Source organism: Serratia sp. Sp408, from assembly GCF_057180665.1.
Genome location: NZ_JBXUFT010000001.1, coordinates 1,780,673 through 1,801,191 on the forward strand (window position 1 = coordinate 1,780,673; position 20,519 = coordinate 1,801,191).

Sequence of the window (20,519 nt, forward strand, 5' to 3'; positions counted from 1 at the left end):
AACTAAAGTAAGCCGCAAAACCGGCGGCGGCCTGTGGTAATCTGCTGCCGGTGCCCCACCCCCGAGTTCCTCGTTCGACTAGCGCGTCACCCTAACACCATCCGGAGAACCCTCATGCCCAGACAACGGCTGCCGCTGAAGCTCAGCACTTCGCTTATCCTGATGGTTTCCGCCATCATCGCCTCGGTGTTGCTGGTGGTTTACGCGCTATTTTTCGTGCAGATGAACCACGAGGGGCAGGATCAGCTGCGGCAAAAAGCCATGGCGATTGCCGAGACGCTGGCACTGTCAAACACGGTGATCGACGGTTTGCAGCAGCAGGATCGCAGCGGGGTGATCCAGCACTTTGCCGAACGGGTACGCAGTAAAAACGAACTGCTGTTCGTGGTGGTGCTGGATATGAAAGGTATTCGTTATTCCCATCCCAAGCCGTGGCTGATCGGTAAACATTTTATCGGCACCGATCTGGCGCCGGCATTGCTGGGCAAAACGAACAGCGCGATTAATCGCGGCGCGCTGGCACCTGCGCTGCGAGTGTTTGTGCCAGTGTACGATGCGCAACGGCAACAGATCGGCGTCGTCGCGCTGGGTATAGCACTGGATACCGTGCAACGGGTAATTGGCGAAAGCCGCTGGATTATTTACTGGACGCTGGCCTTTGCCGCGCTGGTCGGCACGCTGGGAACCTTCTTCCTGGTGAAGGCGCTCAAACGTATCATGCTCGGCTTTGAGCCTTATGAAATTTCCAACCTGTTTGAACAGCGCAACGCCATGCTGCAATCGATCAAGGAAGGAGTGATCGCCGTTGACCACCAATCACGCATTACCATCGTCAATGACGAAGCGAAGCGCCTGCTGCGGCAAAGCGGGCCATTTGAAAATCTGTTGCAGGATGCCGCCAGCAAGCATTGGCCGGCACAGCTGCATCTGGCCGACGTGCTGGCCAGCGGCAAACCGCTGCGCGACCGGCAAATTACCTTCAACGGCAGTGAACTGCTGACCAACACCGTACCGGTGATCGTCAACGGCCAGGTGATTGGCGCGATCGCTACTTTTCGTGACAAGACCGAAGTCAGCCGCCTGCTGCAGCGCTTGAGCGGAATGGCGCAATATGCCGACGCGCTACGGGTACAGTCGCATGAGTTTATGAACAAACTGCACGTGATCCTGGGCATGCTGCACATGAAGGCTTACCAACAGTTGGAAAACTACGTCATCAATACCGCCAGCAACTATCAGGAAGAAATCGGCACGCTGCTGCGAATGATTAAATCCCCCGAAGTGGCCGGTTTTTTCATTGCCAAAATTAACCGCGCACACGAGGCTGGCATTGAATTGACGCTCGACGAAACCAGCATGCTGCCAGAAACCGACGATGCCGAAGCCATCCACGTGTTGATCAGCGTACTGGGCAATTTGATAGAAAATGCCTTCGATGCCATCGACGGCGCCGAAGGACATGAAATTACCCTAAGCTTTCATCATCATGATAATCACTTACACTGTATCGTCAGCGATGACGGCCCCGGTATCGATCCTGCGATCGGTACGCGGATATTCGAACAGGGATTTTCAACCAAAGGGCCAGGCCGTGGTATTGGGCTGGCGCTGATCCGCAGTCGCCTGGAAAAACTCGGCGGCAGCATTGATTTTGACTCTGAACCGGGTGAAATGACCCAGTTTTATGTACGCATTCCCTATCAGGCCAAGAGCTGAACACATGATTAACGTATTGATTGTCGATGACGACCCGATGGTGGCAGAACTCAATAAATATTACCTGAGCCAGGTAAGCGGGTTTCATTGCCAGGCCACGGTGGCCACGCTGGCGCAGGCGCGCGCGTTGCTGACTGACGCCAGCACCAGCATTGATCTGGTGCTGCTGGACATCTATATGCAGCAGGAAAACGGACTTGATTTACTGCCGGCCCTGCGTGAATTGGGCGAAAAAACCGACGTCATCATCATCTCCTCCGCCAGCGACGTCGATACGGTGCAAAAAGCGCTGCATTACGGCGTGGTGGATTACCTGATTAAACCTTTTCAATTTACCCGTTTCAAACAGGCACTGAGCAATTATCAGCAGCAATCGCAGATTTTGGCGCAGCGTGAATTCTGTGCCCAGGCGGATGTCGATAATCTGCTGCGCCGCCAACCAGGCAGCGTTGAAAGCAAGAAATTGCCGAAGGGGTTGACCAACATCACCCTCAGCACGGTATGTGAATGGATCGATCAACAGCACGACGGCGAGTTTTCCACCGACAACCTGGCCAATGCCATTGGCATCTCACGAGTTTCATGCCGCAAGTATCTGATTTATCTAGCAGAAAGTGGCATCCTTGCTACACGTATTCTCTACGGTACCACCGGACGTCCGGTGTATTTATATCAGCTTAAAGCGGATGCCCGCGCGCTGCTGCAAGCCTATTGTCGTTAGTTGCTTTCCCGGTCGGCAAAGCGTCTTCTTTGCCGACACCTGCCTCCCACCATCACGGGTAACCCTGCCCAAAGGCGATATTCCCAGCCATAAGTAGCGTCATGGCAACAAATTCCAGAACTTATGACCATTTAATTTTTTTGTCATAATTAATTAGTTTTTTAACACTAATAACTGCATGTATATAGAAGTAATCCTAAAAAAATCACTCATCGGACAAGTCTCAAATCAATATATTTTGTTGATTTAAATAAACTAAATTTAAAAATGCTTTATTACCCTCTATGTGTGCGTGGTTTTGATACTTAATTAAACTTTGATTATAACCGTGATCAGGTTCTAACTTTATTGGCGAAGGATGAACCTCTTGGGCTGGGAAGCACACTCTGTAACTTCAACAATCTGGCAAGATTTCAGGAGTAAATATGGCTAATAATATCGTGAAAGACGTAGTGGGCAGCGTGAGCGATTTTGTCGATTCCACCGTAGACAGCGGCACTGAAGCAATCGGCGGCGTCGTTGACGCAGTGACTTCCGGTACCGGCGGCTTTTGGGGTGTATTGACCGGCATTGCGGGCAGCGTCGGCGATCTGGCTGGCGATCTGGCCAAGTCGGTACTGGGCCTGGTCAGTGATATTAGCGGCACCGTTGGCGATCTGGCCGGTAACGTCACCGATTTTGTCACCGGCGTACTGGACAAAATCGGCGACGTAACCGATGTCGTTGACCATGTCACCGATAGCGCAACCGACACCGTGACCGACGCCACCGATGCGTTGATCGCAGCCCTGCAACATACCGGCGGCGACACTCAGGCAGCCGCAGCACCCGTGGCGGTGGAAGTCAACGGCGTTGCCGGCGCTGCCGATGCTGCAGTACACCACGTTGCTTAATGCCAATTAAATAATACCTCCCTGCTAGCCTGGCTAGCAGTAATAAAACTATTGGATAGCAACAGAATATCTTCGCCAGGGATTCGCTTTGCCATGTTTGTTAGTCAGCGTTATTTACTGTGTTTTTATGGGGGTGGGAAATGAAACCGGAAACAGAAATTGTTCGCGTCGGTGAATGGCAGGTTTACGTAGAACGTTATATTTACCCTGGCGTAACCGAGTCGGTAATCTGCGTCAACGGCGCATTATCGACAACGCTAGCCTTTCGTAACTGCGTAAAGAACTTTAAGAACCGCGTCAACGTTATCTTGTTTGACTTGCCGTTCATCGGTAAATCAAGACCGCATAACCGACTGAGCCGTCCTTTGCCAAAAAGCGAAGAGGTGGTGATCTTGCACACCCTGATCGAACAATATCAGCCATCGTATATTCTTTCGGTCTCCTGGGGTGGCCTGGCCGCGCTGATGGCGCTGTCAGCACGCCCTTCGTCAATCCGCAAAGCGGTCGTCGCTTCTTTCTCAACCCGCATTACGCCAGCAATGCAGAATTATATCGAGCGAGCCAAAATGCTCCTTGATGAAGGACGCAATCACGACGTCGCCACCTTGCTCAATGACGAAGTCGGCAAATATTTGCCTGGTTTGCTCAAGCAAGCCAACCATGAACATATCAAAAACCTCGATCATGAAACCTATCGTCAGGCCAGTTTCCATATAGGGCAAATTTCCTCATTGCGTCATGAAGATTACGTTGAAATTTTCCGTAAGATAGAAACACCGATCATGTTTGTTAATGGCGAACGCGATGAATACACCACCGCGCAGGATATTCGCGAAATCGGCAATTATATTCGCGATTGCGACTTTATTACCGTGCCAGAAGCCGGCCACTTCCTTGATATGGAAAGCCGCCCGGCGGCACAATGCGTCAGCAACGTGCTGAACGACTATTTCTTTGTAGAAAAAGCGCTGGCCTCCTGACGTCAGTCCCCCATAGCACTCGCCGGTCGCCCCCGCGGCCGGCTGTTTGCCCCACTCACCGGCTCCATACGTCATTCCCGCTATACTTGGCATGTCCGTGCGCGTTACAGCATGGATTTCACGCCTATTCACTATGGAGAGCAAAATGAACAAGCCAAATATCGTATTGGTTCATGGGGCCTGGGGCGACGGCTCGCATTGGCGTCAGGTGATTGCCAAACTGCAGGCCAAAGGCTATCCGGTGATTGCAGTGCAAAATCCGCTGACGTCATTGGAAGACGATATCCGGCGCACCGTGCAAGTGGCCGGCGATCTGAAAGGCCCAACACTGCTGGTCGGACATTCCTACGGCGGCATGGTGATCACCGGGGCCGGCAATGTGGAGAACGTGATTGGGCTGGTATACATCGCCGCCTTTGCGCCAGACGAAGGCGAAGACCCGGCCGGATTGTTCGCTCTGCGTGAGCCGCCATCGGGCGCGGCGGCAATTCACCCCGATGGTCATGGTTTCCTGTGGCTGGATAACGCGCTGTACCATGAAGCCTTTTGCCAGGATCTGGACAAACAGGAATCCGCAATTTTGGCCGCAACGCAAAAACCAATCGCCGCACGCTGCTTTACCGATCAATCCGGCCCCGCCGCGTGGAAAAACAAACCCAGCTGGTATCAGATTTCTACCCAGGATCGCATGATCCCGCCGGAGACCCAGCGCTGGTTTGCCGAACGCATGCAACCGAAGAAAACCCTGGTGCTGGACGCCAGCCATGCCTCATTGGCCAGCCACGCCGATGACATCGTGACGCTGATTGACGAAGCCGCCAATTATTGATCGCCATGCTGCAAGAAGGCTGCGCGACGGGCAAGCAACGCTAAGCTCTGCCACCGCTTTCTTGCAGCAGCCAGTGTTCAAACGCTTTCATCGCCGGCGTTATCGCGCGCGACTTCAGGCTGGTGAGCCAATAAGCGCCAAGATTTACTTCAATGTCAAACGGACGCACCAGCCGTGCCTCCCGCAACGCCTGGCTAAACATCGCCGCCGGTGCCAACGCCACGCCGCCGCCGTTTATCGCGGCTTCCACCATTAACTGCGACGAATCAAACACCGGGCCATTGATGCGCCAAGGTGTCACTCCTGCCACCGCCAGCCAACGGTCCCATTCATCGCGGCGGTAAGAACGTAGCAAGCGCTGATGACGCAACGATGCCGGCGTGGTGAGCCGTGCTGCCAACTGCGGTGGGCACAACGCCGTTAGCGGCGCGTCCAGCAGTTTGACGCTGCGCGTGGCAGGCCAGGCGCCGTCGCCGAAACAGATGGCGAAATCCAGCCCTTCTGCTGCCAGATTGATCACATTGTTGTGGGTCATCACCCGTAAATCGATAAACGGATACTTGCGCTGGAATTCGCCCAGACGCGGCATCAGCCAACCGACAGCAAAGGTTCCCACCGCCGCCACCGTCAATACTTCGTGAAAATGCCCGCCGTCAAACTGCTGCAACACCGATTCAATACGATCAAACGACTCGGTCAGCACCGGCAGTAAGGCCAGCCCTTCGTCGGTGAGATCCAGCCCGCGTGGTAGTCGCTTGAACAGCTGAATATTTAACCGCTCCTCCAGCATGCGTACCTGCTGACTGACCGCCGCCTGCGTGACGTTCAGTTCGCGCGCTGCACGGGTAAAATTAAGGTGGCGAGCGGAAGATTCAAACGCCCGCAGCGCGTTGAGGGGTAACCAGTCACGCATTGATTTCAGCCATTAGTTTTTCTTTATGCTCGATGAAAAATTTATCGATTGTCAGTACAAGTATAATAACGATAAATTGCGCATCTGAATTGTATGAAAGCAAAAAAACCGCCGCATGAGGTTAAGTTCAGGGATGATGATATTTTCGCTCGTGCCCTCATCCCCTAATAAAACTGTTGTCAAATTCCATAATTACCCCTAACGATGCTAACCGGATGAGATATGTATGTTAATTAAACGCCTGGCTTTACTTTCGCTGTGCCTGACTACGCTACCCGCTTTTGCTGATGCCAGCGACACTCAGGCAGTCGACCAAATCGTGCAGCCCTTGATGCAAAAATATGCCGTGCCGGGAATGGCGATCGCCGTATCGGTTGACGGCAAAACGCATTTTTATAACTATGGCGTAGCCTCAAAACAGAACAAGCAGCCCATTACCAACCAGACGCTATTCGAGATCGGCTCATTGAGCAAGACGTTCACCGCCACGCTGGCGGCCTATGCGCAAAACGCCGGCAAATTCACGCTGGCCGATCCCGCCAGCCGCTATTTGCCACAGCTACGCGGCAGCGCATTTGATCGGGTGACATTGCAAAATTTGGCGACCCACACCTCCGGCCTGCCGCTGTTTGTTCCGGACAACGTCACCAATACTGCACAGCTGATGGATTATTACAAAAACTGGACGCCGACGCAGACGGTAGGCAGTTACCGCATCTATTCCAACCTGGGTATCGGCATGCTGGGTATGATCGCCGCCAACAGCCTCAACCAGCCGTTTGCCGATGCGATGGAGCAACGCCTGCTGGCCGGATTGGGCATGAAGCACAGCTTTGTCAACGTGCCACCGCGCGCGATGGCGGATTACGCCCAGGGTTATAACAAAGAAGACCAGCCGGTGCGCGTGACCCCCGGCCCGCTTGACGCCGAGTCATACGGCTTGAAGTCCAGCTCTGGCGATCTGATCCGCTATCTGAATGCCAACATGGGGTTGGGTAAGGTCGACCCGAGCTGGCAGCAGGCGCTTAACGACAGCCACAAAGGCTATTACCACGCCAGCGAGTTCACACAGAACATGATGTGGGAAAGTTACCCCTACCCGGTCACGCTGGAAAAACTGCTGGCTGGCAATGATGGCAAGGTGATCCTGAACGGCGTGCCGGCAAAGGCGATTACCCCACCGCAGCCGCCGGTACAGCAGGCCTGGTATAACAAAACCGGTTCCACCAACGGCTTCTCGACCTATGCGGTATTTATTCCCGCGCAGAAGATTGCGGTGGTGATGCTGGCCAACAAATCATTCCCCAACGACCAACGCGTGACCGCGGTATATAACATTGTACAAACGCTGAAAAAATAATTGCTTGGCAGCATCAGTAACAAGCCCACTGCGCTGGGCTTGTTCGCCTAGCGCTGCCTTTCGGCACGCTTAATCATGCGGTCATTCGGCGATTGCGTTTTGACCGACAAAGGGGCAACGAACTCTTTCCACTGTTTATCGGCCGACGTGTCGGCAGCAGACGCGTCATCCAGCGTATAGTTATCGTCATGGCTACCACAGCCGGCAAGCGCAATCACGCTAAGGGCAATCAATAGTGTCTTTGGCATCGCTATATCCTTATAGGCAGTAATTGGCCAAATGATAACAAATCTCGCTTACTACGCCAAAGGCCGTAGCCGGCATTATAGGATACGTTGAGCCGGGGCGGAGCAACGGACAGCTTTCGCCTGGAGAACGGCACCTAAACCACAAAAGTCAGGCCAGTGCGGCTGGAAGAAATTGAGGGCTAACATTGGTAACGCGGATAAGGAATTCACTTATAAATCAACAAGACAAAAAAAGACCGAATACTATTCAATTGAAAAATAACCATTTAAAATCATGCACATAATTTAGTGTTGAACGTAAATTGGCGACAAAATGACTACGGATTTTATCGCCTAGAATTCGCGGCTACTTCTTGCGAGTGGATCCTGTGCACATGCTTTTTGATTTGCTGGTAGATCCATCGTTACACACAAATTTTCCGTCGGTAGTGCAATGAGAAACACCGCCTTTACTTTTGGAGCAAGGGTAATTTTTTGCCTGCGCCGGGGAAGTGGCAAAAGAGAGGGCCATAGCTGTAAAAACTGCAATACCGATTATCTTTTTCATAAATCATCCTTAACGTAGTGAAATTTAATCTCTATGGGTACTGGCTCATGTGTTCGGTCAAAAACTTTTCATTTTCACCGTCGTTTAGATCACCATATTTGTCACAATCACTTCCATTCATTTTGAATGTATAACTTTGCACCTCCCACTGGTTCATAACGTCCACCTTCTGAATGGCATCAGATGGCCATTTCTCTCCATCATTCCAGCGCGTCGCACACACACTCCAAATTGTGCTACGGGCAAGTGGTTCCGTTACCCTATCAAAATTAAAAATGACTTTTAGATTAGGATATTCATAGCGGTATTCTTTAATGTTAAGGCCGCGCATCGCCTTGTCTATGAACGCAGGTACTTTCCCCTCGCTGGCCAAGGTGGGCAATGTGGTTAACAGTAAATAAGCCACGGTTAATGCTCTTATCACGTTAAGTCCTCAGCTGTTAATTATGGTTTTTCTAATTTCACCGACACATTCTACATCATCAACTGAACACTCGAAGTTTGTGGTTAAAGTTGAGACTTTTATTTTGTTTCCGGGAATACGTGTCACCGAATAAATGTTATGCACTCCATCAATATTCAAAAGCCAAGACCCATTACCGATAAGCTTTTTATCAAAGTCTATCAGCCATGAGTCATTGCCCCGCTCAACCAATCGGATAGATTTGGCGTCCGCAGGTATGAATGATGGATCACATATCCAAGAGCCGGAATCTATCAGCGCACCGGAAGAAATAGACATCCGTGGAATGGTTGTAAAAATCGGTTCGTGGGAGGCCGCATCTGGATTTCCTGGGGAGCCTTGGCCGGTAGCCAGCCACAAAAGAGAAACACCAGTATCTAACGTACACGCAACAACCGCATCGCCTGGGAAATATTCACGCCTAACCCATGTGCTGATAGTTGCCGTTGATATGTCTAGGAAATCTCCAAGTTCCTTCTGCGTGCGGAATCCATATGCATCCAGCATGCGCCGCAAAACTGGCTTGCCCCCTGATGCTTGGATTTGCTCATAAAGGGCTCTACCAGACATTTTGGATTTGCCTGCTTCAAAATTCGAATTTTCAAATTTCCCAGTCATTAACCAACGCAAATCAGCGCCAGTATCGAGCGCACACTTAATAACAGCGCTTCCGGGAACGCTGTTGCGTTGAACCCACGAACTCACGTTGTTTGGCGGCACATCAAGGCTGCTGGCCAGCGCTCGTTGTGATGTGACCCCATAGGACGAAGTAAGGCGCTCAATAATAGCGGCTGAATCTTCAAATTTATCAGTCATATGCAAAACAACCCACGCAAATGCATTTACATTGAACACAATTGCGATCTATAGTGAATACACACCACATGTAACACCGTAGAACACAAACCACTAACCGGAGATATTGCGTTATGTCTCATGATATTGCAAACCCCCAGGCCGCCCATGCTGCACCATTCTCACCTGCGCAGATTGCAAACATGCTTCTGCCAGGCCTGAGTGGCGCCATTCTGGAAGCAGTGCAGCGCGCAGTTGCTATGCACACCTCCCCGACCATGTCCAAAGAGGACTTCATTGCCGTTAACGGTATCAGCGCATCCGTGCTGGAGAAGTGGATCGCTAACGGCGTTGTGCTGCTGGCGCCAACCCCTACAACTACCGTGAAGCAAAACCGAAAGAACCGGAAGACCGGCGAGATCGAAGAGGTCACGATGACCAAGCACGGTAACGCCCTGATCAACCTTGAAGCGTGGCGTGAGAAAAACCGCCAGGTTGCGATCAAATGCCGCTACATCCGCGGTTAATTCGATTATTCGAATTTTGAAGGGCTAAACCATGTTTGATTATCAAGTCTCTAAACAGGCGCACTACGAAGAAGCCTGTCGCCGCTTCGCAACAAAACACAACATCAAGCAGTTGAGCGCTGATGCTGGCATGTCGGCGCAGGTACTGCGTAACAAGTTAAATCCAGACCAGCCGCACCGTCTGACGGTTGAGGAATTGCTGACACTGACCGACCTCACCGAAGACCCGACGCTGATCGATGGGATGCTGGCGCAGCTGCACTGCCAGCCGTGCGTACCAATCAATGAGCTCTCCAGCGGCAAGGTCGCGGCGTATGTGCTCAATGCCACCTCAGAAATCGGTAAGGTCGCGGCCGAGGCCGTTGCAGATGGCGCAATGACCGCCGCGCGTCGCGGTGCAATACGCGAAAGCGTTAATGCCGGCATTCGTTACATGACGCTGGCAGGCCTCGCGATTCAGTCCCGCATCCATGCCAACCCGACAATGGCCTCCACCGTTGATGCCATCACCGCCGTTGGCGCATCACTGGGAATGAGCTGAGGTGAACATGATGCCAATTTCTATTGCTCCCCTACTCAAGCAGCAAAGCCAATCTCGCCACTTTGGCCACGGTTGGATCCAACTGCAGAACGGCCGGCGTTGGTGCCCGGCACAAGACCAGAAAGAACTGCTGGCTCAACTGACCACCGCCCCGCGGCTGTCAATCGCCAGTAAGGCGGCAAAATGGCTTTTACTGAAACTACGCGTACTGTGCCGCTGACACCGGGCCAGCGTGCTGACGGTTTACAGCACATCGCCGAATTGCGCCGGGATGTTTTCAAGTGCGACAGCACCGCGGAAATAAACCGCTTTTTGGCAGACGTGCGCAATGGGAGCGATCCACAACACAAGGAAAACATCCGGGCTCTGAGCGCCATTTTCTTTTTGGCAGGTATCAAGAAAGAGCGCCACGGGCTGGATTTCAATGAACTGACGAGTGAGGAGAAAAAAGCATTGGTCGATGCAATGAATAAATTCCGCGCAGTCGTGAGTTTATTCCCGAAGCATTTAAGCATGCCGGTAGAAATAACTTTTTAACCTGACCAGAAATTAATTGGCGTAAACCCGCCGGGCTTTTTATTACCTGAAGAAAGGAAAAACACCATGAGAAATATGCAAAAACTGCCAATCACCATCGGGATCGATTTAGCCGCTGGCAACGATGTTTCCGTTGTGCACCAGACCGCCTACCAGTTGGAAGAAATGCTGAAACGCGCCCGTATGGATGAACGTAAGAACCAGGCCGCGGTGATGTCCACCAAGCTGGAAAATCTGGCCAATTCCATCATCGCCAAAGATCTCAGTCTGCGCGATGCCGTGGAGCTCCTGCGTCACGAGGCTGAATACATCCAGAACCAGGCTATGGAGCTGCACTAATGGCCGACGCAATGGACATTGAGCAGGAGCGCCAGCAGCTGATATTGGCCGCTCAAATCGAACAGGCGCGCCGGAAACCGGCCGCCCCTTCCGCCTTTCTTTGTGAAGAGTGCGACACGCAGATCCCAGAAGCACGCCGCCTTGCCGTTCCAGGTGCAGCCCGCTGCGCCAGTTGCCAGGAACTTCACGAAGCAAAATCACGCCACTACCGGGGGTAACTATGCTGAATTCCGCGTTGAAATGGGTGGGCGGCAAGCGCCGCATAATGGACACCCTGCGCCAACACCTACCAACCGCACCAGGCCGCCGCCTGGTGGAGCCGTTTGTGGGCTCCGCTACCGTTTTCCTGAACACCGACTTCGATTCCTATCTGCTGGCCGACATCAATGGCGACCTGATCAACTTCCACAACGTGGCCAAAGAGCACCCGGAAGAATTGATCGGGCTTGGCCAATTGATGTTTGCCAATCACAAGGGCCAGGAAGGCTATTTAGCAGTCCGTGCCAGTTTCAATCTCCGCATCGAAGTCAGCAATATCATGCGCGCGGCGAAGTTCCTCTATCTGAATCGCCATGGCTACAACGGCATGTGCCGTTACAACCGCCGCGGGGAATTCAATATTCCATTCGGCAAGGTGGACGCACCTTACTTCCCAGAGAAAGAGATCCGCGCCTTCGCCGAGAAAGCGAAAAGCGCTGTTTTCCTGTGCTGTGACTTCACCGAAAGCATTGAGATGGCGGTGCCAGGCGATGTCATTTACTGCGATCCGCCATACATGCCTAAGACGAAGACCACCGGCTTTACCGATTACCACACGGAAGGCTTTAGCGAATTGCATCAGTACAACCTGATGTACTCGCTGCGTGCCGCCGCCGCGCGAGGTTGTCACGTTGTGGCCTCAAATAGCGATGTCGCCGCAGCGCTGCAGTGTTATGGCGAGTTTGAGATCCACCACATCACCGCCCCGCGTTCTGTGAGCTGCAAAGGTGATGGGCGTGGGCGTGTCGGCGAAATCATCGCAACAATGGGGGCCGCCGCATGCTGATCGATTTTCTCTGCTGGCTTGTCGGCTCCTGTATCACTTTCTGCCTGCTTTGCCTCGGCATTAAAAACGGGCGCATCTACCGCGTCACCACGGCCGCCGGCGTCCTAATCCTGTCAGTCATTTGGCCTATCACCGCCACGCTGGTTCTCGGCGGGTTCATCTACGGGCTGGCAATTCTCGTCTATAGCCACATCACCGGGAGGAAATCATGAGAGCAGCAGAGCAGCGTGCAGAACGCCTTGACGCAATGCTGAGTAAATCAGTCCAAGCGCTGAAATCGGCAGAGCGAAGAATCGCCGAGTTGGGTGAAGTAACTTTTCCAGCAAACATTGAATCAACGGCAGCATAAGGATGACGCAAGCCGCCAGAGGCCGCCAAGCCCCCACACCACCGCAGCCCTATCCTGGCAGCGGCGAGCCTGCTTTCGAGTGGGCTTATTCATGGAACGCGCCGCGAGAAGCTGTAGGCTCTCCCTTTGTCAGTGCGGAAGAGCAGAAAAAGCGGGATCGCATTAATGCCGATCTCGCGTCTGCCTTTGAACATTTGAATAAGCAACCTGAGCAGGTAAAGCGCCAAGTTAACTCCCACTTCTTCAAGCTTGAGCAATCGCAAGGGATCCAGCGAGCACATGCGTACTTGACACTGAATTTTGTTAAGCGCGCATTACCGCGCCTGGAACTGGTCAATAAGCAGTACCGGATATCAAAAATGACGGCAGACAACGCCAGATATATGTCGCGCTTTAACCACCTTGCTGATATGTCCCGCAGTGATGTTGAAGCGCTAGCCGAGGATATCGCCGCTTTTATCGCGCAGGAGCTGAGTCTTGTCGCCGAGGAGCGTGTCGACTGCAGTGATTTGAAGGCAATCTGGTTTCTGTATCGCCGAGCCGGGAGAATCACGCGCGATTTTTGCCAATCACCGCCGCTGTGGGAAAAGCTGAATAAACGCTTTTTTAGCGAAGAGGATGCTGGCCCTGCCGTATCCCGGATGTTGTCGCCGAAATGGTGGCTAAACCGTTTGCGCCGCACCTCTGCAGAATGGCGCGAGCACTTAAACATTGCGCTAGCTAACGTCAGTAAAAAAACCACCCCATACGCTAGCAAAACGGCGATCGCAGAATGGCGCGAGCAGAAACGACGCACCCGCGAGTTTTTAAAAGGGATGGAGCTCGAAGACGAAGCCGGAAACCGTATCAGCCTGATCGATAAATATGATGGCAGCGTTGCGAATCCTGCGATCCGCCGTAGTGAATTGATGGTGCGCATCCGCGGCTTCGAAAATATCTGTAACGATCTGGGCTACGTCGGCGAGTTCTACACAATCACTGCCCCTTCAAAATTTCATGCCACCAACAAACACGGCCACCGCAACCGGAAGTGGAACGGCGCCAGCCCGGCCGAGACGCAGGGTTATCTGAGATCGGTTTGGTCAAAGATTCGCGCGAAACTTCACCGCGAAAATTTACGCGTTTTCGGGATCAGAGTTGCCGAGCCTCACCACGACGGCACGCCACACTGGCACATGCTGATGTTTATGCAGCCTGAAGATGTTGACCAGGTGCGTGAAATCATGCGCGATTACGCAACGCAGGAAGATGCGCGGGAATTGAGCTCTGCTAAGGCCCGCAAGGCACGCTTCCACGCTGAAGAAATCGATCCTGACCAAGGTAGCGCCACCGGCTATGTTGCGAAGTACATCAGCAAAAATATCGACGGCTATCAGTTGGATGGTGAGCTGGATGACGAAAGCGGAAAGCCACTCAAGGAAACCGCCGCCGCCGTGTCTGCCTGGGCCGCTCGCTGGCGTGTTCGTCAGTTCCAATTCATTGGTGGCGCTCCGGTTACCGTATACCGCGAACTGCGCCGGATGGCAGACCATGAGGCCGCGATTGGCCTTAGCGTAGAGTTTGCAGCAGTCCACGACGCCGCCGACGTCGGCAATTGGGCGGAATATATCAACGCCCAAGGCGGGCCGTTTGTTAAGCGCGATGATCTGGTTGTCCGTACCTATTACGAGGCTGCGGAGGAAACCAACGGATACGGAGAAGACGTGATCCGCGTGCGTGGTGTTTTCTCCCCGCCAGTTGGCCAGGATGTGCCAATTATCACCCGCGTAACCCAGTGGAAAATTGTGCCGAAGAAAGCGCCGGTTTTGGGTGTTGACCTTCAGGGCGCGCCTGCGCCCTCTCGGAGTTCTGTCAATAACTGTACGGGGGATCCTGGTGGGAGTATGGCCCCGCCGGATATAGGCGAAGCCGACTATGCCAGCTGTGATGTCGATTTTGGCGAGTTATCTGCCAAGGAACGGCGGAAGGTACTGGCAAGAATCAGGGACGAAACCCCAAAAACAAGAATAAGCAGACCACAGGCCGCAAATGCTCCAGCCGGCGCAGCTGGCGCTATGGAGAAAATCCGGGGCCGAGTAGAGGAAATTGCCGGAATTCTCCTCAGTGATTCTGAGTGCCAACTTTTGGCCAAAGGCGTGACGATGAAAATTGCCGGCAATCACTACTACGGCAACAGCCGCGGTGATGTCTTCACGGCACGCGCGCCGGTACGGGCGGGTGCACTGATGCAGCGCTTCAATCAGTTACGGAAAAAAGTGACCGGGCAATCCGGAGAGCGCGATCAACTGCTTAAAAAAATTGAAAAAGAAAACAATAAGCAGCGAGAAAAAATAGCGCAGGAGCTGAGAGCCGTCGGCAGGCAGGCGCCAGCCATTGAAGAGATTGACCACTTGCTTCTTGGCGGAACGATGAAGATCGGTGCGTTCTACTTCAAAGCGGGGGCAGACGGTCGGCTTTATGTGCGCCGCGGGAAATGACATCGATCATAGATGCCTGCATCTGTGTGGTACCGGCATGGGAACGGCATACAGTGGCGCCATTGCTGGTAAAAATTATACTGACCGACAGCGCATAAAGCGGAAAGTTGAAAGGTGGCTAAATAATTACCGGCAATTACCGCCACAAGAGCAAACAGCCATCTTGGCTGAGCTCATAGCCTCACATGCCAAATAGTCCAGCACCAGCCTCTGCCAAAAATGCCGGGGCTTTTTATTAGAGCCTGGCACAACGGGTACAAAATAGCTAAGTGATGGAAATGCATGCGAATGAAATAAATTCATTAATAATGAGTCTTGACGAGGTTCCGGAAAGCGTTCACCATAATACTGTATATGCATACAGCACCATCTGGAGGCAGTGATGGAATCACTTGAAAAACAAAAACAAACTTTGACGCGCGTTCGGTTTATCGCAGAGCTTTCCCTTATCGCCCCGCGACATGCTTCTGATTTAAAACTCGCCTTGGGCATGATCATCGATCTGTCTAGCGAGGTTCTACCTGAAAAAGACTACGACGGGATTTTTTACAACGCTGACGGGGGCTAAATTATGGCGCGGCGTGGCGACGAGGCTTGTGCATGTCTATGCTGCATGAATCCGCAGGATCAAAAAAGGATCTAAAACAACCGGGCGCACCAGTAATGGCGCGCCCTTCTGCTATTCGGGCGCCTGCATGAAAACCCATACAAAAAGCGGGCAGGCGTGGCGGGGCTACGATTGCGCGCGGAAGGTGGAGCCAAGTGTTGTATCGACAAGCCTCAATGCAATTAAGTGGTACAAAACACAACCAAAATGGCTCAAAAAAGATAAAAAAATGGATAATTAAAGTGAGAAAGCCTGAATTATGGTGTACGATATTCTCAGTTTGGTTCAATTGGTTTGCAAGGTGGTAAAATGGTTAACCTGTCTAATGATGTGTTCATCGATGTCATTAATGACGCGCTTTCAGGGAGAAAAGATAGCCTTGTAATGCGTTTGCGTATAATGTCTAAAAAATTAAAAAAAGAGTCTCCAGACTTAGCAAGCAAACTAGAGAACATGCTTATACAATCTGAGGCTGGAATTTCTGCAGCAAGAGCTCAGCCTGTAGCGCCAAGGGTAACTCCTGTTGATGCAGATACAAGACAAAAGCTACTAGTAGAAACCTACCCAGTTGTCATGGATGTGGAGCCGGTTTGGCCATCTAAAACAGCTATATCTCTTAATAGATTTGTATCTGAATGGGAGATGAAAGAACGCCTGCATAAGGAAGGATTGAATCCATCACGCTCCCTTTTGATGGGAGGCCCTCCAGGAGTGGGGAAAACCTTAGCAGCAAAATGGTTAGCTTCAAAACTTGAAATGCCATTATTAACACTTGACCTCGCAAGTGTGATGAGCAGTTATTTAGGCAAAACAGGTAATAATATTAGAGCTGTTCTCAATTATGCATCTTCATTTCCATGCGTATTATTACTTGATGAATTTGATGCTATAGCTAAGAAAAGAGATGATGCCACCGATGTTGGTGAACTTAAGAGGCTTGTCACTGTACTTTTGCAAGCCATAGATGAATGGCCAAGCACGTCGATTCTTATAGCAGCCACTAATCATGCGGACCTCTTAGACCCTGCTGCATGGCGACGCTTTGACAGAGTCGTAAGTTTTGAATACCCTACTACGGAGCTGCTCAAAACTTTTCTTCTTTCTAAAGACATACCAGAAAGCCTAGCTTCATATATAGCTGAAAAGTTAGATAAAGTATCATATGCAGTGATAGAAAGAGCAATTCACCAAGCTAAGAGAAACTCTATCATTGAGCAAATACCTTTGAGCATTTCATTGATTGAAGAAATGATTCCAGATGAAACAATTGAAAATGTAATTATATCATTAATAGATAGTGGTGTTTCACAAAGAAAAATCTCATCTGATTTGGAATTACCTAGATCACAGATTAGGAAGTTTAACAAAGTAGAAGGTGAAGACAATGAATGATAAAAACATGCTTCTGGGGTATGGAGAGACACTAACTGCAGCTGTTGAACTTAAAAAGGGTGGAGGCGGAAAAAATAAGCCTTACACATATAATGAAAATAAACCTGTCATCATGCAGGAACTTGCAACTCTTATAGCTCAAGTTGACACAATACCTCCAGCAGCTTTGGCTGATGGAAAAGCTGTTGCCAAATTCGTGCTACATCCAAGTTTCTTAGCAAAAAGTTACTTCCCTGTCGGTCTATTGAATAAATTCTCACTATCAAGTATTGGTAGTAAAGCAGTTAAGATAAAACCAAGAAAAGACATTAAAAAAAGAGGAAGAAAAGAAGAATATACAACGGCTTGTATTTATGTTTCTGGTGAAAAGAAGAACTTCAAGTCTTTCTTAACAGCATTAGAAACTGATACTTTAAATAAAGGCCAAAAAGATGATTTTATTACATTGGAAAGTATAACTCTATTTAACACTGCTGATAAAATCAAAAAATTAGATGGCGACAAAACAAGAAGTATTGAAGTTGCACTACATACACCTGATGATGACTTAAATGTTATCGAATCTTTTGTTCGCTTTGCGACATCGCAAGGCGCTCATGTTGAGAAAGAAAGAAGCATCAAAGTTAAAGGGTTAACCTTTCTTCCAATTATTGCAACAAAAAAAGTAGCTGAAGAGGTTGCGCAGTTTTCATTTTTAAGAACGTTAAGAGATCTACCGCAGCTTAGAGTCAGCGAACCTGTACTGCGACAAATATTAAAAACTAATTTTCCCCTAGCATTACCTCCAGAAAATGCCATTAATCAGAATTTGAAAGTGGCTATATTTGATGGTGGCCTTGGGATTGATGACTTCAACAAATGGGTAACCGAATTTACATTTAATGAAAAGGGAACGACTAGCGCTCAATTATTATCCCATGGACAGGATGTAACATCGACAATATTATTTGGCGCACTAACTTCTGACAATAAGAATTTGAATATACCTTATTGTAATGTAGATCATTACAGAGTATTAGATTCAACGATAAGCAATGCAGACGTTGATCTTTTTGATGTTCTAATTAGAATAAAAAGTGTACTTGACAGCCAACATTATGACTATATTAACTTAAGTCTTGGGCCAAGGTTGCCTGTTGATGACGACGACGTTCATGTATGGACATCTACTCTTGAAGAAATTCTTTCCAATGGAAAAACATTATGCACTATAGCAGTAGGGAATGATGGTGAATTACCGGAAGGTCTTAATCGAATCCAACCCCCAGCTGACTTAGTCAATGGATTATCCATAGGGGCCGCTACTTCTACTTCAGATGATTGGGAAAAGTGCCACTATAGCTGTATAGGGCCTGGAAGAAGTCCCGGGTTTGTTAAACCAGATGGGGTAGCTTTTGGTGGTAGCGAAGACGAACCGTTTAAGGTGTTTAGCCCAGTAAATGGTGGGTTAGCTGCTACTGCTGGCACGAGCTTTTCTGCGCCTCTAGTTTTGAGACAGGCCATAGCTTTAAGCTCAACGTTGCAATACGATATAACTCCACTAACAGCAAAAGCACTTCTTATTCATCATGCCGAAAGTAGTGATTATGATAGGGCTCATGTAGGCTGGGGGCGCTTCCCAAATGAAATATCAGATGTCATCTACTGCAGTGATAGCGAAGTAAAAGTAATTTATCAGGGGACCCTTAAACCATCGCAATATATGCGAGCACCTATCCCATTCCCTGATATAGAAATACCTGGAGAAGTAAAACTCCGTGCAACTTTTTGCTTTTCAACTCCGGTTGACGCTGAGCATCCGTTAAATTATACACGGAGTGGATTAGAAGTAATCATGCGTAAAGGGACAGCGGATGGAACCGGTATGACCTTCCCTCTTTTTAATTTAAAAAATGTATATGCGGATGAGGGAGAACAGCGCAGTGACGCTCACAAATGGGAGACAACATTGCGGAGTGAACATACGTTCAAAAAAGATGAGCTGACGTCTCCATGCTTCGATGTAATATATTATGGTCGTGATTGCGGTATGCCTGTCGAAACTGACGACCTTGAAGACTTGCCTTATGTATTAATAGTTTCCCTTTCTGCTGAAGAAATGCCTGACTTATATAATGAAATTAGGCAAAAGTATCAAACATTGCAGCCAATCCAGGTTCAGCAACAAATTATTCTTCGTACTTGATAAAATTACAGGTGGTTTAAATACTACCTGTAAAAAATAGCAAGAATGCTTTACTGATTTTATCGATAATTTTGAGAACAAGAATAAGTATTTATCATAGAGAGATTAATTATGTTCGATGAAAAAAAATTCATGTCGGATTTTGACGATTTGGAAGATGATGAAATTGACTACATAAATGCTAAAATGGAAGAAGAGTCCAATAGACAATACACTCTTTTCAAAGAATCATACTTACGCGATGAATGCTACTTATGTGGTAAAGATTTTAAAACAATAAGCAAAGAAAACCCTTGCTTGCACTGGTTATTACGCAGGTGTAAGTTTAAGACAAAAGATTTTCATTTCATTTACAAAAAATATGGGTACACAAACATAGCTGCTTTTTTAAGATGGTGTGCAAATATGGAGAAACCAATAGTCAATATAAATGATATGACTATTGAAGAAAAGAAAGAAAAAATCATATCGAATACTATTAAGTGGAAAAATGTAGAGTGGACATTTGACTGTTCGGAGTCAGATTTTAAAGGTCATTCTGGTAAAGAAGCGGACTTCCCTCATTATCATTTTCAAATGCGTATTGATGGGTTTCAATTCATAAACTTCAACAGTTATCACTTGCCTCTACATAATGACGATATCTTTGCCATAACTATGTCGAGAGCTCATCCAGAAAAATTCCACTATAATTTTGGTGATCAGGGTAGTGGAATGAATTTTGCCATGGAATTAATAAGCGATGATCCAGAGGTTGCTTTCGAACACATGACTAGAGCAGATAATGAAGAGGAAGCAGTTTATCACATGTCTACCACTGTCATGGCGAATGAAGGTGAAACAATTTCAGGTGATCTAATTGCTGACTTAATAGATATATCAAAGAAGACTGGTGAGCCACTCGGTAGCTTATTATATAAAAACATGTCACCATCTATAAAAGTTCAAACAATTGTGTCACCTAGTGATCAAACTCCGGAAATTGCAGTCAGAACTGAACACAAGAAGAGATAGCTGGCTTTATAAAGAACAACCATCTCATAAAACGTGAGATG

25 protein-coding genes are annotated in these 20,519 nt (G+C 49.4%); 20 read left to right on the forward strand and 5 right to left on the reverse strand.

What is annotated here, in order from left to right; all coding sequences use genetic code 11:
* Positions 1 to 114: 114 nt before the first annotated feature.
* The 5 genes from AC2AXP_RS08395 to AC2AXP_RS08415 all read left to right on the forward strand — a co-directional run bounded on the left by AC2AXP_RS08395 (position 115) and on the right by AC2AXP_RS08415 (position 5,139).
* Positions 115 to 1,716 (forward strand): sensor histidine kinase, encoded by a 1,602-nt coding sequence (locus tag AC2AXP_RS08395; protein WP_004961927.1) that lies wholly within the window; start codon positions 115 to 117, stop codon positions 1,714 to 1,716.
* A 4-nt stretch (positions 1,717 to 1,720) separates the two neighbouring features.
* A complete protein-coding gene (gene dcuR / locus AC2AXP_RS08400; RefSeq protein ID WP_004961924.1) occupies positions 1,721 to 2,437 on the forward strand; it encodes a two-component system response regulator DcuR in 717 nt (238 codons plus the stop codon).
* Between the two features lie 425 nt (positions 2,438 to 2,862).
* Positions 2,863 to 3,330, forward strand: coding sequence for a hypothetical protein (locus AC2AXP_RS08405; RefSeq protein WP_004961921.1), 468 nt, complete (start codon positions 2,863 to 2,865; stop codon positions 3,328 to 3,330).
* Positions 3,331 to 3,470: 140 nt separating this feature from the next.
* A complete protein-coding gene (locus AC2AXP_RS08410) occupies positions 3,471 to 4,310 on the forward strand; it encodes an alpha/beta fold hydrolase (protein ID WP_004961918.1) in 840 nt (279 codons plus the stop codon).
* Between the two features lie 145 nt (positions 4,311 to 4,455).
* On the forward strand, positions 4,456 to 5,139 hold the full coding sequence (locus AC2AXP_RS08415) for an alpha/beta hydrolase (RefSeq protein WP_102991016.1): 684 nt from the start codon (positions 4,456 to 4,458) through the stop codon (positions 5,137 to 5,139).
* A gap of 40 nt (positions 5,140 to 5,179) precedes the next feature.
* Here the strand turns inward: AC2AXP_RS08415 and AC2AXP_RS08420 are convergent, their stop codons facing one another.
* On the reverse strand, positions 5,180 to 6,052 hold the full coding sequence (locus AC2AXP_RS08420) for a LysR family transcriptional regulator (RefSeq protein WP_004961910.1): 873 nt from the start codon (positions 6,050 to 6,052) through the stop codon (positions 5,180 to 5,182).
* A 226-nt stretch (positions 6,053 to 6,278) separates the two neighbouring features.
* On the opposite strand from AC2AXP_RS08420, the gene ampC reads away from it, so the two are divergent.
* A complete protein-coding gene (ampC, locus tag AC2AXP_RS08425; protein ID WP_198772878.1) occupies positions 6,279 to 7,412 on the forward strand; it encodes a class C beta-lactamase in 1,134 nt (377 codons plus the stop codon).
* 47 nt (positions 7,413 to 7,459) lie between these two features.
* Here the strand turns inward: ampC and AC2AXP_RS08430 are convergent, their stop codons facing one another.
* From AC2AXP_RS08430 to AC2AXP_RS08445, 4 genes are all read right to left on the reverse strand, one after another.
* Positions 7,460 to 7,660, reverse strand: a complete 201-nt coding sequence (locus AC2AXP_RS08430) for a hypothetical protein (RefSeq protein ID WP_198772879.1) — start codon at positions 7,658 to 7,660, stop codon at positions 7,460 to 7,462.
* Positions 7,661 to 8,006: 346 nt separating this feature from the next.
* Positions 8,007 to 8,171 (reverse strand): YdcA family protein, encoded by a 165-nt coding sequence (locus tag AC2AXP_RS08435; protein WP_484381645.1) that lies wholly within the window; start codon positions 8,169 to 8,171, stop codon positions 8,007 to 8,009.
* Positions 8,172 to 8,238: 67 nt separating this feature from the next.
* Positions 8,239 to 8,613 (reverse strand): hypothetical protein, encoded by a 375-nt coding sequence (locus tag AC2AXP_RS08440; protein ID WP_484381536.1) that lies wholly within the window; start codon positions 8,611 to 8,613, stop codon positions 8,239 to 8,241.
* 27 nt (positions 8,614 to 8,640) lie between these two features.
* Positions 8,641 to 9,486 carry a phage repressor protein CI gene (locus AC2AXP_RS08445; protein WP_484381537.1) on the reverse strand — a complete coding sequence of 282 codons (846 nt, stop codon included), beginning with the start codon at positions 9,484 to 9,486 and terminating at the stop codon, positions 8,641 to 8,643.
* A gap of 113 nt (positions 9,487 to 9,599) precedes the next feature.
* Here AC2AXP_RS08445 and AC2AXP_RS08450 point away from each other — a divergent pair, with 113 nt between their 5' ends.
* The 14 genes from AC2AXP_RS08450 (at position 9,600) to AC2AXP_RS08515 (ending at position 20,478) form a co-directional block, all read left to right on the forward strand.
* Positions 9,600 to 9,992: a hypothetical protein gene (locus AC2AXP_RS08450; protein WP_484381538.1), complete on the forward strand. Its 393-nt coding sequence runs from the start codon at positions 9,600 to 9,602 to the stop codon at positions 9,990 to 9,992.
* 31 nt (positions 9,993 to 10,023) lie between these two features.
* Positions 10,024 to 10,533, forward strand: a complete 510-nt coding sequence (locus AC2AXP_RS08455; protein ID WP_060430006.1) for a phage regulatory CII family protein — start codon at positions 10,024 to 10,026, stop codon at positions 10,531 to 10,533.
* 10 nt (positions 10,534 to 10,543) lie between these two features.
* Positions 10,544 to 10,753: a phage filamentation protein Fil family protein gene (locus AC2AXP_RS08460; RefSeq protein ID WP_174353470.1), complete on the forward strand. Its 210-nt coding sequence runs from the start codon at positions 10,544 to 10,546 to the stop codon at positions 10,751 to 10,753.
* Complete coding sequence (locus tag AC2AXP_RS08465; protein WP_484381539.1) at positions 10,717 to 11,070, forward strand: DUF5347 family protein; 354 nt, start codon at positions 10,717 to 10,719, stop codon at positions 11,068 to 11,070. The genes AC2AXP_RS08460 and AC2AXP_RS08465 overlap by 37 nt, the downstream gene beginning before the upstream one ends.
* Positions 11,071 to 11,136: 66 nt before the next feature.
* Positions 11,137 to 11,409, forward strand: a complete 273-nt coding sequence (locus AC2AXP_RS08470) for a DUF2732 family protein (protein ID WP_484381540.1) — start codon at positions 11,137 to 11,139, stop codon at positions 11,407 to 11,409.
* Positions 11,409 to 11,627, forward strand: coding sequence for a TraR/DksA family transcriptional regulator (locus AC2AXP_RS08475; RefSeq protein ID WP_484381541.1), 219 nt, complete (start codon positions 11,409 to 11,411; stop codon positions 11,625 to 11,627). The genes AC2AXP_RS08470 and AC2AXP_RS08475 overlap by 1 nt, the downstream gene beginning before the upstream one ends.
* Positions 11,628 to 11,629: 2 nt before the next feature.
* A complete protein-coding gene (locus AC2AXP_RS08480; RefSeq protein WP_484381542.1) occupies positions 11,630 to 12,454 on the forward strand; it encodes a DNA adenine methylase in 825 nt (274 codons plus the stop codon).
* On the forward strand, positions 12,448 to 12,666 hold the full coding sequence (locus AC2AXP_RS08485) for a hypothetical protein (RefSeq protein WP_484381543.1): 219 nt from the start codon (positions 12,448 to 12,450) through the stop codon (positions 12,664 to 12,666). The genes AC2AXP_RS08480 and AC2AXP_RS08485 overlap by 7 nt, the downstream gene beginning before the upstream one ends.
* Complete coding sequence (locus AC2AXP_RS08490) at positions 12,663 to 12,803, forward strand: hypothetical protein (RefSeq protein ID WP_484381544.1); 141 nt, start codon at positions 12,663 to 12,665, stop codon at positions 12,801 to 12,803. Before AC2AXP_RS08485 ends, AC2AXP_RS08490 begins: the two co-directional genes overlap by 4 nt.
* Before the next feature lie 2 nt (positions 12,804 to 12,805).
* The gene (locus AC2AXP_RS08495; protein ID WP_484381545.1) at positions 12,806 to 15,280 is read left to right on the forward strand and encodes a replication endonuclease; all 2,475 of its coding nucleotides are present in this window, start codon (positions 12,806 to 12,808) and stop codon (positions 15,278 to 15,280) included.
* Positions 15,281 to 15,662: 382 nt separating this feature from the next.
* Positions 15,663 to 15,848, forward strand: coding sequence for a hypothetical protein (locus tag AC2AXP_RS08500; protein WP_484381546.1), 186 nt, complete (start codon positions 15,663 to 15,665; stop codon positions 15,846 to 15,848).
* A gap of 348 nt (positions 15,849 to 16,196) precedes the next feature.
* Positions 16,197 to 17,279, forward strand: coding sequence for an AAA family ATPase (locus tag AC2AXP_RS08505; protein WP_319877004.1), 1,083 nt, complete (start codon positions 16,197 to 16,199; stop codon positions 17,277 to 17,279).
* Positions 17,272 to 19,464: a S8 family peptidase gene (locus tag AC2AXP_RS08510; protein ID WP_484381547.1), complete on the forward strand. Its 2,193-nt coding sequence runs from the start codon at positions 17,272 to 17,274 to the stop codon at positions 19,462 to 19,464. Before AC2AXP_RS08505 ends, AC2AXP_RS08510 begins: the two co-directional genes overlap by 8 nt.
* A 111-nt stretch (positions 19,465 to 19,575) precedes the next feature.
* Complete coding sequence (locus AC2AXP_RS08515) at positions 19,576 to 20,478, forward strand: hypothetical protein (protein ID WP_484381548.1); 903 nt, start codon at positions 19,576 to 19,578, stop codon at positions 20,476 to 20,478.
* Positions 20,479 to 20,519 lie beyond the last annotated feature (41 nt).

What these genes read in the sequence shown, in the direction of transcription:
- AC2AXP_RS08395 (WP_004961927.1), top strand. Translation starts at nt 115, where the DNA reads ATGCCCAGACAACGGCTGCCGCTGAAGCTCAGCACTTCGCTTATCCTG.
- dcuR (WP_004961924.1), top strand. Translation starts at nt 1,721, where the DNA reads ATGATTAACGTATTGATTGTCGATGACGACCCGATGGTGGCAGAACTC.
- AC2AXP_RS08405 (WP_004961921.1), top strand. Translation starts at nt 2,863, where the DNA reads ATGGCTAATAATATCGTGAAAGACGTAGTGGGCAGCGTGAGCGATTTT.
- AC2AXP_RS08410 (WP_004961918.1), top strand. Translation starts at nt 3,471, where the DNA reads ATGAAACCGGAAACAGAAATTGTTCGCGTCGGTGAATGGCAGGTTTAC.
- AC2AXP_RS08415 (WP_102991016.1), top strand. Translation starts at nt 4,456, where the DNA reads ATGAACAAGCCAAATATCGTATTGGTTCATGGGGCCTGGGGCGACGGC.
- AC2AXP_RS08420 (WP_004961910.1), bottom strand. Translation starts at nt 6,052, where the DNA reads ATGCGTGACTGGTTACCCCTCAACGCGCTGCGGGCGTTTGAATCTTCC.
- ampC (WP_198772878.1), top strand. Translation starts at nt 6,279, where the DNA reads ATGTTAATTAAACGCCTGGCTTTACTTTCGCTGTGCCTGACTACGCTA.
- AC2AXP_RS08430 (WP_198772879.1), bottom strand. Translation starts at nt 7,660, where the DNA reads ATGCCAAAGACACTATTGATTGCCCTTAGCGTGATTGCGCTTGCCGGC.
- AC2AXP_RS08435 (WP_484381645.1), bottom strand. Translation starts at nt 8,171, where the DNA reads ATGGCCCTCTCTTTTGCCACTTCCCCGGCGCAGGCAAAAAATTACCCT.
- AC2AXP_RS08445 (WP_484381537.1), bottom strand. Translation starts at nt 9,486, where the DNA reads ATGACTGATAAATTTGAAGATTCAGCCGCTATTATTGAGCGCCTTACT.
- AC2AXP_RS08450 (WP_484381538.1), top strand. Translation starts at nt 9,600, where the DNA reads ATGTCTCATGATATTGCAAACCCCCAGGCCGCCCATGCTGCACCATTC.
- AC2AXP_RS08455 (WP_060430006.1), top strand. Translation starts at nt 10,024, where the DNA reads ATGTTTGATTATCAAGTCTCTAAACAGGCGCACTACGAAGAAGCCTGT.
- AC2AXP_RS08460 (WP_174353470.1), top strand. Translation starts at nt 10,544, where the DNA reads ATGCCAATTTCTATTGCTCCCCTACTCAAGCAGCAAAGCCAATCTCGC.
- AC2AXP_RS08465 (WP_484381539.1), top strand. Translation starts at nt 10,717, where the DNA reads ATGGCTTTTACTGAAACTACGCGTACTGTGCCGCTGACACCGGGCCAG.
- AC2AXP_RS08470 (WP_484381540.1), top strand. Translation starts at nt 11,137, where the DNA reads ATGAGAAATATGCAAAAACTGCCAATCACCATCGGGATCGATTTAGCC.
- AC2AXP_RS08475 (WP_484381541.1), top strand. Translation starts at nt 11,409, where the DNA reads ATGGCCGACGCAATGGACATTGAGCAGGAGCGCCAGCAGCTGATATTG.
- AC2AXP_RS08480 (WP_484381542.1), top strand. Translation starts at nt 11,630, where the DNA reads ATGCTGAATTCCGCGTTGAAATGGGTGGGCGGCAAGCGCCGCATAATG.
- AC2AXP_RS08485 (WP_484381543.1), top strand. Translation starts at nt 12,448, where the DNA reads ATGCTGATCGATTTTCTCTGCTGGCTTGTCGGCTCCTGTATCACTTTC.
- AC2AXP_RS08490 (WP_484381544.1), top strand. Translation starts at nt 12,663, where the DNA reads ATGAGAGCAGCAGAGCAGCGTGCAGAACGCCTTGACGCAATGCTGAGT.
- AC2AXP_RS08495 (WP_484381545.1), top strand. Translation starts at nt 12,806, where the DNA reads ATGACGCAAGCCGCCAGAGGCCGCCAAGCCCCCACACCACCGCAGCCC.
- AC2AXP_RS08500 (WP_484381546.1), top strand. Translation starts at nt 15,663, where the DNA reads ATGGAATCACTTGAAAAACAAAAACAAACTTTGACGCGCGTTCGGTTT.
- AC2AXP_RS08505 (WP_319877004.1), top strand. Translation starts at nt 16,197, where the DNA reads ATGGTTAACCTGTCTAATGATGTGTTCATCGATGTCATTAATGACGCG.
- AC2AXP_RS08510 (WP_484381547.1), top strand. Translation starts at nt 17,272, where the DNA reads ATGAATGATAAAAACATGCTTCTGGGGTATGGAGAGACACTAACTGCA.
- AC2AXP_RS08515 (WP_484381548.1), top strand. Translation starts at nt 19,576, where the DNA reads ATGTTCGATGAAAAAAAATTCATGTCGGATTTTGACGATTTGGAAGAT.